Genomic DNA, 18,077 nt, shown 5'->3' with positions numbered 1-18,077 from the left:
CCGCGTGAGGGGTCAATATCTGTCGCTTCGGACCTCCGTCAGGCGACGAATCCTGACCCCTCACGCGCGGGAACGACGGCCTAGGACTCGTCGGCGGGCTGCGCGCTGACCGGGGTGCCCGTCAGGGCGGCGGTCGTCACGCGACGGCGCGAACGGCCCTGACCCGGAGCCTTGGGCTCGGGCAGCGCCTCGAGCACCGACTCCAGCAGAGCGTCCTTCTCGGTGCGGGGGGCCTTCGGCTCGCGCTTCTTGCGCGGACGCTTCTCGCGCACGGGGGGCTCGACCTTGGCATCCATCACCGCTTCCACGGACGCGACCACGGCGGCCTCGACGACCGCGGGGTCGTCGACCGTCGGGTGGATCGTGGATGCCGCGATCTGCGCGAGCGCGGACTTGACGCCCTCCGTGATCACGTGCGTGCCACCGGTCGGGGCCGCGGGGCCGCCGTTAGCGTTTCCGTTTCCGTTTCCGCCGTTCGACCCGTTGCCCGCCGGCGAACCGTTGCCGCCCCGGCTCCCCCGGCGATTGCCGTTGCCGTTGCCGTTCGCCGCCGGAGCGGAGCGGTGCTTCACGACCGGGTCGTGGTGGACGATCACACCGCGGCCGGCGCAGACCTCGCACGCCTCGCTGAACGTCTCGAGCAGGCCCAGGCCCAACTTCTTTCGAGTCATCTGGACCAGACCCAGCGAGGTGACCTCGGCGACCTGGTGCTTCGTCCGGTCGCGGCTCAGGCACTCGATCAGGCGACGCAGGACGAGGTCGCGGTTGGACTCGAGCACCATGTCGATGAAGTCGACGACGATGATGCCGCCGATGTCGCGCAGCCGGAGCTGGCGGACGATCTCTTCCGCCGCCTCGAGGTTGTTCTTGGTGACGGTTTCTTCGAGGTTGCCGCCCGAGCCGACGAACTTGCCGGTGTTGACGTCGACCACGGTCATGGCCTCGGTGCGGTCGATCACAAGCGAGCCACCCGAGGGCAGCCAGACCTTGCGGTCGAGCGCCTTCTCGATCTGCTCGGTGATGCGGAACGCGTCGAACGGGTCCTGGTCGCCCTCGTACTTCTCGACGCGCTCGAGCAGGTCGGGGGCGACGCCCGCGAGGTAGTTCGAGATCGTGGAGAGCGCTTCATCGCCCTGGATCAGCATCCGGGTGAAGTCCTCATTGAAGACGTCGCGCACGATCTTCACCAGCAGGTCGGGCTCGGAATGCAGCAGCGCGGGCGCCTGGATCGTCGCCACCTGGGTGCTGATGTGCTCCCACTGCGCGGTGAGTCGCTGCACGTCGCGCGTCAGCTGGTCTTCGGTGGCGCCCTCGGCGGCTGTGCGGACGATGACGCCCGACGACTCGGGCAGCACCTCCTTGAGGATCTTCTTCAGGCGCGCGCGCTCGGTGTCGGGGAGCTTGCGCGAGATGCCGTTCATCGACCCGTTCGGCACGTACACGAGGTAGCGGCCCGGCAGGGAGATCTGGCTCGTCAGGCGGGCGCCCTTGTGGCCCACGGGATCCTTGGTGACCTGCACGAGGACGCGGTCGCCCGACTTCAGCGCCAGCTCGATGCGGCGGGGCTGGTTGCCGGTCTCGACACCGTCCCAGTCGACTTCGCCGGAGTACAGCACCGCGTTGCGGCCGCGACCGATGTCGACGAACGCGGCTTCCATGCTCGGCAGGACGTTCTGCACGCGACCGAGGTACACGTTGCCGATGAGCGAGGCATCCTGGTTGCGGGCGACGTAGTGCTCGACGAGCACGTTGTCTTCGAGCACGCCGATCTGGATGCGACCGCCCTTGGACCGCACGACCATGACGCGATCCACGGCCTCGCGGCGGGCGAGGAACTCCGCCTCGGTCACGACGGGGCGACGACGCCCGGCCTCGCGGCCGTCGCGCCGACGCTGCTTCTTGGCTTCGAGGCGCGTCGATCCCTTGATGCGCTGCGGTTCGGTGATGAGCTCGACCGCGCGCTGGCGAACCGGAGCGGCCGGAGCCTCGGTCGGCTCGTCGGAGCCGCCGGCGGTTCCCCCGCGGCGGCGGTTGCGACGGCGGGCGTTGGCGGAGGTCCGCTCGACCGGGGCGTCGTCGTCGCGGTCGTCGACATCGTCGACCGCGGGCAGTGGCGGCAGTTCGGGGGCGTAGAAGTGCAGCTGCGTCGACACGGCCGAGACGAAGACCTCGGGCAGGAGTCCGAGCGAGACGGCGGTGGGGATCGCGGGCTTCTCGGGCGCGGCGGGGGTTTCGGGCTCGGATGCCACGGCCTCGGGCTCAGCCGGGGCGTCGGGCTGACCGGCGGGTGCGGCCGGCGTCTCGGACTCTGCGGCGGCCTCGGGCTGCGCGTCCGTCGCCGCGGACGTCTCGGCCTCGACCGGAGGCGCTTCGACCTCGGGCTCGATGGCATCCGTCGCCGTCACGGCCTCCGCCTCGGCGGTGTCCGCCGTGTCGGTGACATCCGCCGCGAGAACCGCGGGCTCACCGGAATCGGCGGCTGCCGCGGTCTCGGCATCCTCGACGGCCGCTTCGTCGTCGGCATCCTGCTCCGAGGTCGCGACGGTGTCGGCGACCTCAGGGGTCTGGCCATCGAGCGCCTCGGCGGCGGGGGTGTCGACCACCGGGGTATCGGTGGGGGTCTGATCTTCGGTTGCGTCGGCCATATCGGACGTACTCCCTGGCGGGCGACACCGCGCGTCGCCCGGCGAAATCTCGTGCGGCGCCGCACCCGGCGGGGCCGCGAACTCACTCGGTCTGCAGCCGGCCGGTGGCTCGAGCTGCGAAGGGCGGTCATCGCCCGAAGTCTGCTGGTGATGCTCCTGCGGCGCGGCCGCGGCTCATCGAAGCTCCATTATCGCACGGTCGGCCGGATTCGTTCGCAGGCGCGAGGTGTCTTCCTCGGTGAGAAACGCGATCCGCGGCGAGAAACGTCGTGAGGCAGCGTTTCCGCCCGTCGATCGCGTTCATCGGCGGATGCACGCAGCGCGGGCTGCTCGACGACGAGGGATCGCACAGGCGGCACCGAACACGACGGTGGAAGAATCGCGAGCATGAGTGAAACCGTCGCCCCGCGTCCGCCCCGAGTGCTCGCGGTGTGGTTGATCGTCGCGGGAGCCGTGGGATGGTGGGCCGCGTTCTCGCTCACGATGGAACGGTTCCACCAGCTCATGGACGGCGGGGGTCCGGCATCCTGCGATTTCAACGTGCTCGTCCAGTGCACCGCGAATCTGACGTCGTGGCAGGGCAGTGTCTTCGGGTTCCCCAACCCGATCATTGGACTTGCCGCGTGGATCGCCCCGATCGTGGTGGGTGTCGCGCTGCTCGCGGGCGCCCGATTCGCGCGCTGGTTCTGGACCCTGTTCTGGCTCGGGATCGCCGGCGCGATGAGCTTCGTCATCTGGCTCATCTCGCAGAGCATCTTCGTGCTCGGCACCCTCTGCCCCTGGTGCATGGTGACGTGGTCGGTGACGATCCCTACATTCATCGCCGTGACCCTGCACCTTCTGCGCGAGGGCATCGTGCCGGTCGGACCGAAGGTCCGGGATGCCGCGGGCTCACTGATGGCGTGGGTGCCGCTGATGACGTTCGGCGCCTATGTCGTGGTCGCCGTGATCGCGCAGCTGCGGCTGGACGTGCTCGCCCAGCTCTGACACGAGTACGACGACGGCCGCCGCCCCGCGAGGGAGCGGCGGCCGTCGTGGCATCCGGGCTCAGTCGAACCAGATGGAGAGTTCGCGCGCGGCGGACTCGGGGCTGTCGCTGCCGTGGACGAGGTTCTGCTGGACCTTGAGGCCCCAGTCGCGGCCGAAGTCGCCGCGGATCGTGCCCGGGGCCGCCGTCGTGGGGTCGGTGGTGCCGGCGAGGGAACGGAAGCCCTCGATGACGCGGTTGCCCGCTAGGCGGATCGCCACCGACGGGCCGGAGAGCATGAACTCCAGGAGCGGCTCGTAGAACGGCTTTCCTTCGTGCTCGGCGTAGTGCTGCGCCAGCGTCTCGCGGTCGGGCTCGACGAGACGGATGTCGACGAGGGCGTAGCCCTTCGCTTCGATGCGGGCGAGGATCGCGCCCGTGAGGCCGCGGGCGACGCCATCGGGCTTGACCAGGACGAGGGTCTCTTCGGTGGCCATGGGTCATTCTCCGTTCGAGAGGTCGGGGTCGACGGCCCGTCGTGCATTGGCACGGTCGAGGGCCGCTCCCTTGATGGTCGCATACGCCCACATCCCGCCGAAAATGAGCGCGACCACCGCGAGGGCGGGAACCAGGATGCCACCGAGGGCGAGGATCACCTGGAGCACCCACCCGACCACGATCGCCCAGCGGTGGCGGAGCAGTCCCGAGGTCGCGACCATCGCGACGGCCATGACGACACCGCCCACGATCCCCCACCATGGCTCGATCCCCCATGGCAGCGCGCGGAGACCGTAGACCACGAGGCCGCCGAGGAACACGATGATGGATTCGAAGCCCAGGACGACCGCCCCGAGCGACTCGAGCGCCCCGCGGGCGCGGCGCGGGCGCCGCTTGCGCGGAGGGCGGGGCTCGCGGGGACTCACGCCTGCCACCCCGCCTTCCAGTCCTCGAGCTCCGACAGGCGCAGCGCCTCGCCCGCCAGGACGACGGAACCGGCGATCACGACGGCGCGGCGGTCGGATTCCGCGGCCCACGCGCGCGCCGCGTCCGCGGCATCCTCGAGCGTCGGGTGCACGGTGACCGGAACGTCCGCGGCTTCGGCGACATCGGCGATGCGGTCGGGGTCGGCGGCGCGATCGCTGTCGGGCGCCGTGGCGAAGACGCGCGCGACGGCGGGGGCGAGCGTCGAGACGATGCCGACGGTGTCCTTGCCGGCCAGGATGCCGATGACCGCTCCCCATTCGTCGATGTCGAACGCTTCGTCGAGGGCGGCGACGAGCGCCCGCGCACCGTGCGGGTTGTGCGCCGCGTCCACCAGAACGGTGGGCGCCGTACCGAGGAGCTGCAGGCGGCCCGGCGACGTCGCCGCACCGAGGCCGTCGCCCACGACGTCGGCGTTCAACGGCTGTTCGCCCCCGCCGATGAGCGATTCCACCGCGGCGATCGCCAGGGCGGCATTCGCACCCTGGTGCGCGCCGTAGAGGGGCAGGTACAACTCGGGGTAGGTTCCCGCGACGCCGCGCACCGTCAACAGCTGTCCGCCGACGGCGAGCGTCTGCGTTTCGAGCGCGAAGCCGTCGCCGGCGAAGGCGACCGTGGCGTGCATCTTCTCGGCACGCGCGAGAATGGCGCGGCGCGCCTCCTCGGGCTGCGCGGCCGAGACGACGGCGGCGCCCTGCTTGATGATCCCGGCTTTCACGGTCGCGATCTCCGCGATGGTGCTCCCCAGCCGGTCGGTGTGGTCGATGTCGATGGGAGTGAACACCGCCACATCGCCGTCGGCGGTGTTCGTCGAGTCCCACTCACCACCCATGCCCACCTCGAGCACGAGGACGTCGATGGGTGCGTCGGCGCACGCGACGAACGCGAGCACGGTCAGCAGCTCGAAGAACGTCAGCGCCGCGTCGCCCGCCGCCTCGAGCTCGGCATCCACCATCTGCACGAAGGGCTGGATCTCGTCCCACGCGTCGGCGATCGCGGCATCCGCCACCGGCTCGCCGTCGATGAGGATGCGCTCCGTGAAGCGCTCGAGGTGCGGGCTCGTGAAGAGGCCGGTGCGCAGGCCGAGCGATCGCAGCAGGCTCTCGATGATGCGGCTCGTCGAAGTCTTCCCGTTGGTCCCCGTCACGTGGATCACACGGTAGGTGCGCTGCGGGTCGTCGAGCAGCTCGAGCACACGGCGGGTGCGCTCGACGCGCGGCTGCACCCACTGCTCGCCCTGACGTTCGAGGAGTGCGGCGTAGACGGCGTCGGCGCGGGAACGGTCGCTCATGCGGGTGCTCCGATCCGGGCGACCGCCACCGTGACGGCGCCGGCGTTCGCGTAGGTCTTCGCCGCGAGGACGTTCTCGAACTCCGGCTCGCGTGCCTCGCCGCGTTCGATGAGACGCTCGGTACGGCTCGCGAGGACGACGCCTTCGGCGAGGGTCTCGGATGCCACGCCCGCGAGGTCGAACGCGTGGGCGACGGCGCGCGCGTCGGTGTCGTCGTCGAACGTGAGAGTCAGCGCGATGCGGTCGCTCACGTCGAAGCCCGCGGCCTTTCGCGTGTCCTGGATGCCGCGGATCATGTCGCGCGCCAGACCTTCGGCCTCGAGTTCGGGTGTGGTCGAGGTATCGAGGACGAGGAATCCGTCCTCCGCGACCAGCAGCGCGACCGCCTCTCCCTCCGCGAGACGTGAAGCGTCGGTCTCGAGGGTCCCCTCGCCGAGGCCCAGCACGACCTCGCCGTCCGGGGTCTGCACCACGATGCCGCGATCGGTCTCGGCCCAGGCGCCCGCCTTGGCCGCCTGGATGACCTGCTGCACGCGCTTGCCCAGGCGCGGTCCCGCCGCGCGAGCGTTCACGACGAGGCGCTGCGCGAGGCCGAACTCGTCGAACGACTGCGGAGTGAGATCGACGAGCCGGACGTCCTTGACGTTGAGCTCCTCACGCACGAGATCCTCGAACTGCGCGAGGCCCGCGGCATCCGGGGTCACCACCGTCAGGCGCGGCAGCGGCAGGCGCACGCGCTTGCCCTCGCGCTTGCGCAGGGCGTTGGCGACGCTCGAGACGTCGCGGACGGTGTCCATGGCGGTCCGGATGTCGGCCGCGGCCGGGAACGCTGCGGCATCCGGCCAGTCCTCGAGGTGGACGCTGCGGCCACCCGTGAGGCCCTGCCACACGCGCTCGGTCACGAGCGGCAGCAGCGGGGCGGCGACGCGGGTCAGCGTCTCCAGCACCGTGTAGAGCGTGTCGAATGCCTCGCGGCTGGACGGATCGTCGGTGACGCCCACCCAGAACCGGTCGCGCGAGCGGCGGATGTACCAGTTCGTCAGCACCTCGGCGAAGTCGCGCAGGCGCTCGGCCGCGGTCGTGGAGTCCAGGCCCTCGAGGTCGGTGGCGACATCGCGCACGAGGTCACCGGTGAGCGCGAGGATGTAGCGGTCGAGCACGTCGGTGGAGTCGGTGCGCCACTCGGCCGTGTACCCGTCGCCGGAGGCGTTCGCGTAGGTTGCGAAGAAGTACCACGCGTTCCACATCGGCAGCAGGAACTCGCGGACGCCCGAGCGGATGCCCTCCTCCGTCACCACGAGGTTTCCGCCGCGCAGCACCGAACTCGACATCAGGAACCAGCGCATGGCATCCGATCCGTCGCGATCGAAGACCTCACGGACGTCCGGGTAGTTGCGCAGCGACTTGGACATCTTCTGTCCGTCGTTTCCGAGGACGATGCCGTGGCACGACACCCCCGTGAACGCGGGCCGGTCGAACAGCGCGGTCGACAGGACGTGCATGACGTAGAACCAGCCGCGCGTCTGACCGATGTACTCGACGATGAAGTCGGCCGGCGAGTGCTCGTCGAACCACTCGTGATTCTCGAACGGGTAGTGCACCTGCGCGAACGGCATCGAACCGGAGTCGAACCACACGTCGAGCACGTCCTCGATGCGGCGCATCGTCGAACGGCCGGTCGGGTCGTCGGGGTTCGGACGCGTGAGGTCGTCGATGTACGGACGGTGCAGGTCCACCTCGCCATCGGCGTTGCGCGGCAGGCGGCCGAAATCCGTCTCCATCTCGGCGAGCGAGCCGTACACGTCGACGCGGGGGAAGTTCGGGTCGTCGCTCTTCCACACCGGGATCGGTGAGCCCCAGTAGCGGTTGCGGCTGATCGACCAGTCGCGCGCGCCCTCGAGCCACTTGCCGAACTGGCCCTCCTTGACGTTCTCGGGCACCCAGGTGATCTGCTGGTTGTTCTCGAGTAGACGGTCCTTGACGTCGGTCACGCGCACGAACCAGCTCGAGACGGCCTTGTAGATCAGGGGGTTCCGGCATCGCCAGCAGTGCGGGTACGAGTGCTCGTACGATGCCTCGCGCAGCAGCCGGCCGCCCTGCTTCAGCAGGCGGATGAGCGGGCGGTTCGCCTCCATCCACAGCTCGCCCGCGACGTCGGTCACGGCGGACAGGAACCGGCCGCCGTCGTCGAGGGAGATGATCGTCGGAAGACCTGCGGCGTCCGCGAGGCGCTTGTCGTCCTCACCGTATGCGGGCGCCTGATGCACGATGCCTGTGCCGTCGCTGACGGTGACGTAGTCGTCGACAAGGATCTTCCAGGCGTTGCCCGTGCCCCACGTCTCGGCGTCGGCGTAGTAGTCGAACAGGCGGTCGTACGACACGCCCTCGAGTTCCGCGCCCAGGATCGTCGTCTGCACGGCCTGGCGGGCGGCATCCGGAGTCTCGTAGCCCAGGTCCTTCGCGTAGTTCGGCAGCAGGTCCTCGGCGAGCAGGTAGCGGTGCGCGGTCGCCTCGATGGCCTCGTCCGGGGTGCCGTCCGGCGCGCGGTGCACGTCGGCGGCGCCGTGAGGCCCGCCCTCGATCACGGCGTACCGGATGCCAGGACCCACCGCCAGCGCGAGGTTGGTGGGCAGGGTCCACGGCGTCGTCGTCCACGCGAGCGCCCGCACGCCAATAAGGCCCAGGGCCTCGGCCTTCGCCCCGACGAGCGGGAAGGTGACGGTGACGGAGGGGTCCTGCCGCATCTTGTAGACGTCGTCGTCCATGCGCAGCTCGTGGCTCGACAGCGGCGTCTCGTCGCGCCAGCAGTACGGCAGCACGCGATAGCCCTCGTACGCGAGGCCCTTGTCGTGCAGCGTCTTGAACGCCCACAGGACGCTCTCCATGTACGACGTGTCGAGCGTCTTGTAGCCGCGCTCGAAGTCGACCCAGCGCGCCTGGCGGGTGACGTAGTCCTGCCAGTCGCGCGTGTACTCGAGGACCGACTCGCGGGCCTTGCCGTTGAAGACGGCGACACCCATGCGCTCGATCTCGTCCTTCTCGGTGATCCCGAGCTGCTTCATCGCCTCGAGCTCGGCGGGGAGGCCGTGCGTGTCCCACCCGAACACGCGGTCGACCTTCTTGCCGCGCATCGTCTGGAAACGGGGGAACACGTCCTTGGCGTAGCCGGTGAGGAGGTGCCCGTAGTGGGGCAGCCCGTTGGCGAAGGGCGGACCGTCGTAGAACACCCACTCCTCGGCGCCGTCGCGATTCGCGATCGAGGCGCGGAAGGTGTCGTCGGCATCCCAGAACGCGAGGGTGTCGCGCTCGATCTCGGGGAACCGGGGGCTGGGGACGACGGATGCCGCAGCGTCGGCCGCCGGTCCGAAGGATGAGGGGCGTGGGTAGGTCATGTCTCTCCGCAGGTCGCGATCCACCTGCAGGGACGATCCGTTCGGACCGCGGTACCACCCCGCATTGCACCCACCGGGGCGGGTGCCGCTCTCACTGCGGCTGTGACGGGCCTGGCCCGCTCGGTTCTACTGGGGGTCGTGGACCCTGTTCTTCCGAGAGCTCCCCGGTGATGGCCGGATCGGTGCTGATGGTCTCAGTCTACGCGGTCCCGCCGGGCGCGGAACCGGCGGCGTCGAGGAGTTCTCGCGTGAACGCATGCCGCGGCTCGGAGAAGATCCGCGTCACAGGCCCCGCCTCGACGACACGCCCGTCCCGCATGACGAGGACGTCGTCGGCGATGCCGCGCACCACGTCGAGATCGTGGGTGATGAACACCATCGCGAGGTCGCGTTCGCGCTGCAGGTCACGGAGCCGCGCGAGGATGCGCGCCCGGACCGTGGCATCCAAGGCGGAAACGGGCTCGTCGAGGACCAGCAGAGCGGGCGAGACAGCGAGCGCGCGGGCGATCGCGACGCGCTGACGCTGTCCGCCGGAGAGCTGCGACGGTCGGCGTTTGGCGAAGCCGGGCGACAGGCCGACCTCCCGCAGGAGGTCGGCGGTCGCGGCGCGTCGGTCGGCGCGCGCAACCCCGGCCGCGGCGACCGCCTCGGCGAGGGTGCGGCCGACGCTCCAGCGCGGATCGAGCGCACCCCACGGATTCTGCTGCACGAGTTGGACCCGACGGCGGGCCGAACCGCGGGCGACCCGCGGGGACCACGGCCGCCCCTCGAACCGAAGGGCCCCGGCGTCGGCCTCGGCGACGCCGACCATGAGGCGGGCGAGGGTCGTCTTGCCCGACCCCGACTCCCCCACGACCGCGAGCGTCCGGCCGCGGCGCACCTCGAAGGACACGTCGTCGACGGCGACCCGGTCACCGAACGTCCGGCGCAGCCCCGCGCCGCTCATCAAGGGCGCGTCGCTGCGGGGTGACCGGTTCAGCGGGTCGGCGGCGGTGGCCGACACGAGCGCGCGGGTGTGCGGATCGCGCGGTGCCGCGAGGACGTCCGCCGTGGGTCCTTCCTCGACGACGCGTCCCGCGTGCAGCACCACGACGCGATCGGCGATGCGACGGACGGCGGCGATGTCGTGCGTGATGAGCACAACGGCGACGCCCCCGTCGGCCACACCGCGCAACAGGTCGAGGACGCGGGCCTGCACCGTGGCATCCAGGGCCGTCGTGGGTTCGTCGGCGACGAGGACCGCCGGGTCGGTGACGAGAGCCGAGGCCAGGAGCGCGCGCTGCCGGAGGCCGCCCGACAGCTCGTGCGGGTACTGCCGCGCGCGCCGCTCGGGTTCGGGGAGCGACACGCGGGTCAGGGCGTCGCGTACACGCTCGCGCAGGCGCGTACCGCGCACGGACGGCGTGTGGATGCGCACGGGCTCGGCGACCTCCGCCCCGATACGGCGGAGCGGGTCGAGCGACACCAGGGCGTCCTGCGAGACGAGCGCCACCCGGGCGCCGCGGACACCGCGCCACTGTCGTTCCGTCGCGGCGCGCAGGTCGACGCCGTCGATGTCGAGCGCGTCGGCGGTGGCGGTGAGGCCGGTGGGCACGAGACCCACCAGTGCGCGCGCCGTGAGGGACTTCCCCGTCCCGGACTCACCCACGATCGCGACGCACTCCCCCGGAGCGACATCGAGGTCGACGCCGCGGACGATCTCGCCGCGCGGCCCTGTGACGCGGAGCTCCCGGACGCGGAGGCCGCTCATGCGGCGCCCCCCTCGGTGCGTGCCCGCAGCATCCGGCCCACCACGCTGACGGCGACCACCGTGACCGTGATGGCGAGACCCGGGAACACGGCGACCCACGGCGCCTGGACGAGAAGGTTCCTCCCGGACGAGAGCATGAGACCCCATTCGGGCGTCGGCTCGGTCGGACCGAGACCGAGAAAGCTCAGCCCGGCGGCGGCGAGGATGCTCGTGCCGATCCCGATGGTGGCGAGGACGCTGGCGGATGCCACGACCCCCGGCAGCACGTGGGTGACGTGCACCACGAACCGCGGAACGCCCACGATCCGTGCGGCTTCGGCGTACTCGGTGCCCGCCAGCGTGCGGGTGCGGGCACGGGCGAGACGGACGTACACCGGGAGCGCCGCGAGCGTGACGGCGACGGCGACGTTCGCCGGACCGGGGCCGAGCACCGCGACCACGAGGAGCGCAAGGAGGAACTCGGGGAACGCCAGCAGCACGTCGACGACACGCATCACCACGGCATCGATGACCCTCGGCGCCACCGCGGTGAGCGAACCGACCGCAACGCCGACGACCAGGGCGAGCCCGGTGGCGAGCAGACCGATGCCCACCGATCGGCCGGCGCCGAAGACGACGCGCGAGTAGACGTCGCGGCCGCTCTGATCGGTGCCGAACCAGTGCGCAGCGCTCGGCGGCTGCAGGGCCTGCCGCACGTCGGTGAGCAGCGGATCGTGTGTCGCGAGCAGACCCGGGGCGACGGCCGCGAGCGCCACCACGGCCAGCGCCGCACCGGCGATCCCCAGGGCGGTGCGGCGCGCGACGGCGGGGGCGGATCCGCGCCCGCGGGACGGAGTGCGGGTCGTGACGCTCATGCGGGCACCTCCGACCTCGGGCCGAGGGCGGGGGCGGCTCGCCGCAGACGCGGATCGAGCAGCGGCACGACGAGGTCGGCGATCGTGTTCACCACGACGAAGACGAGGGCGCTCAGCAGGATCACACCCGTGACGACGGGGAGATCGCGGTCGGTGATCGCGGTCAGGGTGACCCGCCCGATACCGGGACGGGCGAACACCGTCTCGACCAGGACGGCGCCGCCCAGGAGCGACCCCACGAGGTAGGCGGCGAGCGTCACCCCGCCGACGCTCGCGTGCCGGAGCGTGTGGTGCGTGCTCTCCCGCAGCGACGAGGCTCCGCGCGCCCGGACCGTGAGCAGGAACGGCTCGCGCTCCGCGGTCTCGACGCCGTCGCGGAGCACCTGCCCGAGCAGGGCCGCGACCGGGAGCGCGAGGGTGACGGCGGGCAGGATCAGGGCGGCCGCGTCGCGCGATCCCGACACCGGGAACCACCCGAGCTGGAACGAGAACACCGACAGCAGCACGAGGCCGATCCAGAACACCGGCGAGGACAGCACGACGAGCTCGATCCCACCGGCGATCGCGCGGGCGGTGCGGCCGCGCACGAGCAGAACCGACGCCAGTGCCACGACGACCGCGATGAGCAGGGCGAGCGAGGTCAGCTGCACCGTCGATCCGAGCTGGCGTCCGATGACCTCGGCGACTGGCAACCGGAGCTGGTACGACTCGCCGAGGTCGCCCCGCGCGAGTCGGCCGACGAATGCCAGGTACTGCTCGAGCGGCGGTCGGTCCAGCCCCAGCTCCTGCCGGATCCCGTCCTTCACCGCCTCGCTCACCTGTGCCTGGGGTCCGAGCAGTACGTCGACGGGGTCGCCCGGGATGATCCGGAACGCCAGGAAGGCCAGCGTCGCGGCCCCCCACAGCACGAGGACGATGGATGCCACGATCCCCCCGGCGCGCGTCATCAGGGCGCGGGCGCGACGGCGGGCGCGTGGCATCCGGACTCCGGGGTCAGCCGCGTGCGGCGGTGGCGAAGAGCGGACGGCCGTACAGGTCGAACGTCAAGTCTGTGACGTCGGGGCGGACGGCGGTGATGAGCGCCGGGCTGTAGAGGGGCACGATCGCGACGTTCTCCGCGTTCCACTGCTGCACCTCGGCGTAGATGGCGGCGCGCGCGGCGGGGTCGGTGGTGGCGGCGCCCTGTTCCAGCAGCGCGTCCAGCGCGGGGTCGCTCACCTGCGAGGCGTTCTGGAACCCGTCGGTGGCGAGGTGGCTGCGCAGCAGGTCGGGGTCGACGCCCGAGAAGCCCCAGTCGGTGAGGTCGAACGTCTTCGGGCCGTACTGCTCGTTGTAGGCGCCGGGCTCGAGCACCTCGCGCTGCAGATCGAAGCCCACCGCGCGCAGGTCGGACTGCAGTGCGTTGGCGAGTGCCGCACGGTCGTCGGGGACAGGGGTCCACGCGATCCACCGGGCGGTGAGGCGCTGCCCGTCCTTCGTGCGGATGCCGTCGGCATCCCGTCCGGTCCATCCGGCGGCGTCCAGGAGAGCGTCGGCGGCGGCGGGATCGAACGGCCACGAGCCCTCGAGGCTCGCGTCGTAGCCCGGGGTGGTCGCGCCGAGGATGCTCCACGCCCGCGGGAACTGACCGAAGAAGATCTCTTCCACGGCGGTGTCGACGTCGATGGCCCGCGAGAACGCCTGGCGCACGCGCTGGTCGGCGAAGACGCCGTAGGTCTCGTTGAGGTAAAGGGAGTACGGCAGGCCGGGGTACTCGATCGCGTTCACGGTGTCGTCGGCGGGAACCTGGGCCACGAGGTTCGGCGGCAGGTTGGTCACGACATCGGCTTCGCCGCTGGACAGTACGCCCAGGCGCACCGAGGCTTCGGGCAGGATCTCGACGCGCAGGGTCTTGATGCTCGGCGCACCCGCGCCGCCGGGCCCCCATGCGTAGTCCTCGTTCGCCGTGTAGACGATCTCCTGGTCGGGCGTGTACGAGCTCAGAGTGTAGGGGCCGGTGCCGACAGTGACGTCCGGACCGCCCGCTTTGAGCTGGTCGACGGAGTTCTCGAGCACGGCCGGCGAATAGAAGCCGAGGAGCGCGGTGCTCGCCGCCTGGAGGAAGGGCGCGTACGACTGCGAGAAGCGCACCGCCACCGTGCGGTCGTCGACGACATCGGTGCCGACGTAGAGGTCGCCGCCGAGCATCGCGGCCGCCTGCGCGGACGCGGTCTCGGGGTCGGCGATGCGGTCGAAGTTCGCCTTCACCGCGGCGGCGTCGAACGGTGCGCCGTCGTGGAACGTCACGCCCTCGCGCAGACGGAACACATAGGTCGCGCCGTCGTCCTCGACCTCCCACGACTCGGCCAGCCACGGCGAGAACGACCCGTCCGTCTCCTGGAACACGAGGGAGTCGAGCACGGCGCGCTGCACCATGGCCGAGACGTCGAGCTGGCTGGTCTGCGGGTCCATGTGCCCGGCCGAGAGGTTCGCTCCCTCGATCGCCCACACGATCTCGTCGTCGCTGGAGGACGCGGCATCCCCTCCCGAACAGGCCGAGAGCGCCAGGGCGGAGACGGCGGCGACGGCGGTCGCGGAGAGCAGGCGGCGGAGCAGCACGGACGGCATGGAACGACCTCGGAATCGCGTAGGGGTAAGACCCTAGTTTACCGACTTCCTGGACTCGGTCTCGAAATCGGCTCCGCCGGGGCGCAGGCCGTCCGCTTCCGGGAGTTCGCAACCTCAGCGATGTGCACAACCTCAGCGATCCGGGGGCGTTCTGGCTGACCCTGCGCACATCACTGAGGTTGTGACCGCCGTCACGCACGGTGGAGACCCTGCGCCACCGCGTGCATGATCCGCTCCTGCACCTCGTGCCATCGGTGCACGATCTGCTCGTAGCCGACCCGGATGACGTGATAGCCGCGGAGCAGGAGTTCGGCGTCGTGCGCGATATCGGCGGTGCGCTGCGCACCGACGTGGTGGCCTCCGTCGATCTGCACGACAAGCCGGTCGCCGATCAGGACGTCCACCCGATGATCGGCAATCCATACCTGCACGCGGATCGGAAGATGGAGCCACCGCAGTCGGACGACGAAGAACGTCTCGAGCCCGGAGTCGGCCCACGGACTCGCCTCGTCTGCCAGGCGGCGTGCGGCCCCGGTCCACGGCAGCCGACGGAGGGCGGCGAGATCGACGAGGCCTCTGTTGAGCGCGGAGTCCCATACCGCGCGCGCCGCTTCGTAGGGCTGGCAGGTCGCCACGGTGAGCAGGACGTTCTCGACACCGTCTTCCAGGGCGTCCGGATGCCGCGGAACGATCGGGCGCTGCCAATGCACCACCGCTGCCGAGCTCATCACGCGGCCCCACCCGGGATAGGCGGCGTGAGGCACCTCGGGCCGGTGGGCGACCCACAGACCGGCCCGTGCCGCGGCGGTGACGCACGAGAGCACCACCCCGTGCCGGGCCGCTGCGACGAGGTCGGCATCCGCGCCGGGCACGACCACCCACCCGCGCCGCACCCGGATGAGCAGGCCGAGCTCGAGGGCCCGAGCGATACGCCGCCGGCTGTGCCCCTCGTCGATCAGTCGGGTCGAGCGGACGATGCCGCCCAGGGCGGCCACGCGTGCAGCTACGGCGTGTGCGGATGCGTTCATGCGGGCGATGTTCCCGCCCCGGGCGGGGCCGCGAGTGTCCGCGCGGCGACCTGTGGATGGCATCCGGCCTGGGGAGGAGGCGTGAACTGAGCGCGCAACCTCAGCGATACGCACAACCTCAGCTCGCAGAGGCCGGAACGCACGGAGGAACCGCGCGTCGCTGAGTTTGCGCCCGCGCGACCCGGCCGCCCGCGGCGGACTCGGTATCCTGGACGGGACCACAGTCAGGCACGCACACACGGTGCCGCACATATTGCTCGAGGAGTACCCATGTCGCAGATTCCGGACAAGCCCGCCCTGGAGGGCCTCGAGCAGAAGTGGGATGCCGCGTGGACCGACCGCGGCACGTACGTGTTCGACCGGATCCGCGCCGCCGAGGTCGGCCGCGCCGGTGTCTTCTCCGTCGACACGCCTCCCCCCACGGCATCGGGAAGCCTGCACATCGGGCACGTCTTCAGCTACACGCACACCGACGTGAAGGTGCGCTTCGAGCGCATGCGCGGGAAGACCGTGTTCTACCCGATGGGCTGGGACGACAACGGCCTGCCCACCGAGCGCCGCGTGCAGAACTATTACGGCGTGCGCTGCGACCCCTCGCTCCCCTATGACGCCGACTTCACTCCCCCGTTCGCGGGCGGCGACAACAAGAGCAGCAAGGCCGCCGACCAGGTGCCCATCAGTCGCCGCAACTTCATCGAGCTGTGCGAGCAGCTCACCGTCGAGGACGAGAAGGCGTTCGAGGCGCTGTGGCGCGACCTGGGGCTCAGCGTCGACTGGGGCCAGACCTACCGCACCATCTCCGACGACGCGATGCGCACGAGCCAGCTGGCTTTCCTGCGGAACGTCGAGCGCGGCGAGGCGTACCAGGCACTGGCGCCGACGCTGTGGGACGTCGACTTCCGCTCCGCGATCGCGCAGGCCGAACTCGAGGACCGCGACCAGCCCGCGGCCTACCACCGCCTCGGTTTCCACAAGTCAGACGGCTCCGGCGACGTGTTCATCGAGACCACCCGCCCCGAACTCCTCGCCGCGTGCGTGGCCCTCGTCGCGAACCCCGACGACGAGCGCTACCAGCCCCTGTTCGGCACGACGGTGCGCACGCCCCTGTTCGACGTCGAGGTGCCGGTGCTCCCCCACCCCCTCGCGCAGCAGGACAAGGGCTCGGGCATCGCGATGATCTGTACCTTCGGCGACGTCACCGACATCATCTGGTGGCGCGAGCTGGACCTGCCCAACCGCACGATCATCGGCAAGGACGGGCGCATCGTCGCCGAGGCTCCGGATGTCATCGTGACGGATGCCGCGAAGGCGGCGTACGCGGAACTCGCGGGCAAGACGGTGTTCAGCGCCAAGAAGCGGATCGTCGAGCTGCTGCAGGAGTCCGGCGAGATGGAGGGCGCGCCGAAGCCCTTCACGCACCCGGTGAAGTTCTTCGAGAAGGGCGACCGCCCGCTCGAGATCGTGTCGACGCGCCAGTGGTACGTCCGCAATGGCGCGCGCGACGCCGAGCTGCGCGAGCGTCTCATCGCTCTCGGCCGCGAGATGTCGTGGCATCCGGACTTCATGCGCGTGCGCTTCGAGAACTGGACCAACGGCCTCACCGGCGACTGGCTCGTGTCGCGCCAGCGGTTCTTCGGCGTGCCGATCCCGGTCTGGTACGGCCTCGACGAGAACGGGGAGCGCGACTACGCACGCGTGCTGACCCCCGACCTCGCGACGCTCCCCGTCGACCCGACGACCGATGTCCCCCCGGGCTACACCGAGGATCAGCGCGGCGTTCCCGGTGGTTTCGACGCCGAGCGCGACATCCTCGACACCTGGGCGACGTCCTCGCTCACCCCGCAGCTCGCCGGAGGCTGGCAGCGCGACGAGGAACTGTGGGACCTCGTCGCCCCGTTCGACCTGCGCCCGCAGGGCCAGGACATCATCCGCACGTGGCTGTTCTCGACGATGCTGCGCAGCGCCCTGGAAGACGACCGGGTGCCGTGGACGGATGCCGCGATCTCGGGCTTCATCGTCGACCCCGACCGCAAGAAGATGTCGAAGTCGAAGGGCAACGTCGTCACGCCCGCCGACATCCTGCAGCAGCACGGGTCCGACGCGGTGCGCTACTGGGCGGCCTCGAGCCGTCTCGGCACGGACGCGGCGTTCGATCCGCAGAACCCGACGCAGATCAAGATCGGTCGGCGTCTCGCGATCAAGCTGCTGAACGCGGCCAAGTTCGTTCTGTCCTTCCCGGTGCCCGAGGGAGCCGAGGTGACGCACGCGCTGGATGCCTCGATGCTGACGACCCTCGACAAGGTCGTGGCGGACGCGACGTCGGCGCTGGAGTCGTACGACCACGCCCGCGCACTGGAGATCACCGAGTCGTTCTTCTGGACGTTCTGCGACGACTACCTCGAGCTCGTCAAGGAGCGCGCGTACGACCGCTCCGACGCCGGCCAGGCGTCGGCAGCCCTCGCGCTGCGCACGGCGCTGTCGACCCTGACGCGCCTGTTCGCCCCGGTGCTCTCCTTCGCCGCGGAAGAGGTGTGGTCCTGGTTCGAGGAGGGCTCGGTGCAC

12 protein-coding genes are annotated in these 18,077 nt (G+C 70.7%); 2 read left to right on the top strand and 10 right to left on the bottom strand.

From position 1 onward, the window contains the following. Positions 1-80: 80 nt before the first annotated feature. Complete coding sequence (locus D8Y23_RS13885) at positions 81-2,645, bottom strand: Rne/Rng family ribonuclease (protein WP_128218691.1); 2,565 nt, start codon at positions 2,643-2,645, stop codon at positions 81-83. A gap of 387 nt (positions 2,646-3,032) precedes the next feature. On the opposite strand from D8Y23_RS13885, the gene D8Y23_RS13880 reads away from it, so the two are divergent. Beyond that, positions 3,033-3,632: a vitamin K epoxide reductase family protein gene (locus tag D8Y23_RS13880; protein ID WP_128218690.1), complete on the top strand. Its 600-nt coding sequence runs from the start codon at positions 3,033-3,035 to the stop codon at positions 3,630-3,632. A gap of 60 nt (positions 3,633-3,692) precedes the next feature. On the opposite strand, the gene ndk is transcribed toward D8Y23_RS13880, so the two are convergent. From ndk to D8Y23_RS13835, 9 genes are all read right to left on the bottom strand, one after another. Continuing rightward, positions 3,693-4,109 carry a nucleoside-diphosphate kinase gene (gene ndk / locus D8Y23_RS13875; RefSeq protein WP_128218689.1) on the bottom strand — a complete coding sequence of 139 codons (417 nt, stop codon included), beginning with the start codon at positions 4,107-4,109 and terminating at the stop codon, positions 3,693-3,695. 3 nt (positions 4,110-4,112) lie between these two features. Next, on the bottom strand, positions 4,113-4,544 hold the full coding sequence (locus tag D8Y23_RS13870) for a DUF4233 domain-containing protein (protein ID WP_128218688.1): 432 nt from the start codon (positions 4,542-4,544) through the stop codon (positions 4,113-4,115). Then, positions 4,532-5,884: a bifunctional folylpolyglutamate synthase/dihydrofolate synthase gene (locus D8Y23_RS13865; RefSeq protein ID WP_128218687.1), complete on the bottom strand. Its 1,353-nt coding sequence runs from the start codon at positions 5,882-5,884 to the stop codon at positions 4,532-4,534. Before D8Y23_RS13865 ends, D8Y23_RS13870 begins: the two co-directional genes overlap by 13 nt. Continuing rightward, positions 5,881-9,276, bottom strand: coding sequence for an isoleucine--tRNA ligase (gene ileS, locus D8Y23_RS13860; RefSeq protein ID WP_128218686.1), 3,396 nt, complete (start codon positions 9,274-9,276; stop codon positions 5,881-5,883). Before ileS ends, D8Y23_RS13865 begins: the two co-directional genes overlap by 4 nt. A gap of 199 nt (positions 9,277-9,475) precedes the next feature. Beyond that, positions 9,476-11,026, bottom strand: coding sequence for a dipeptide ABC transporter ATP-binding protein (locus D8Y23_RS13855; protein WP_128218685.1), 1,551 nt, complete (start codon positions 11,024-11,026; stop codon positions 9,476-9,478). Then, on the bottom strand, positions 11,023-11,880 hold the full coding sequence (locus D8Y23_RS13850; RefSeq protein WP_128218684.1) for an ABC transporter permease: 858 nt from the start codon (positions 11,878-11,880) through the stop codon (positions 11,023-11,025). Before D8Y23_RS13850 ends, D8Y23_RS13855 begins: the two co-directional genes overlap by 4 nt. Next, a complete protein-coding gene (locus D8Y23_RS13845) occupies positions 11,877-12,860 on the bottom strand; it encodes an ABC transporter permease (RefSeq protein ID WP_128218683.1) in 984 nt (327 codons plus the stop codon). Before D8Y23_RS13845 ends, D8Y23_RS13850 begins: the two co-directional genes overlap by 4 nt. A 13-nt stretch (positions 12,861-12,873) precedes the next feature. After that, entirely contained in the window at positions 12,874-14,487 is a 1,614-nt protein-coding gene (locus tag D8Y23_RS13840; RefSeq protein WP_128218682.1) for an ABC transporter substrate-binding protein, read from the bottom strand. A gap of 191 nt (positions 14,488-14,678) precedes the next feature. Beyond that, a complete protein-coding gene (locus D8Y23_RS13835) occupies positions 14,679-15,515 on the bottom strand; it encodes an endonuclease domain-containing protein (protein WP_128218681.1) in 837 nt (278 codons plus the stop codon). Positions 15,516-15,785: 270 nt separating this feature from the next. Between D8Y23_RS13835 and valS the strand changes: the two genes are divergently transcribed. Further along, the coding region (gene valS, locus D8Y23_RS13830) for a valine--tRNA ligase (protein WP_128218680.1) at positions 15,786-18,077 on the top strand (2,292 nt) is incomplete at its 3' end.

It is taken from the genome of Microbacterium enclense, assembly GCF_004022425.1.
GTDB classification, from domain to species: domain Bacteria; phylum Actinomycetota; class Actinomycetes; order Actinomycetales; family Microbacteriaceae; genus Microbacterium; species Microbacterium enclense_A.
This window is presented reverse-complemented; position numbering and strand designations above follow the sequence as displayed.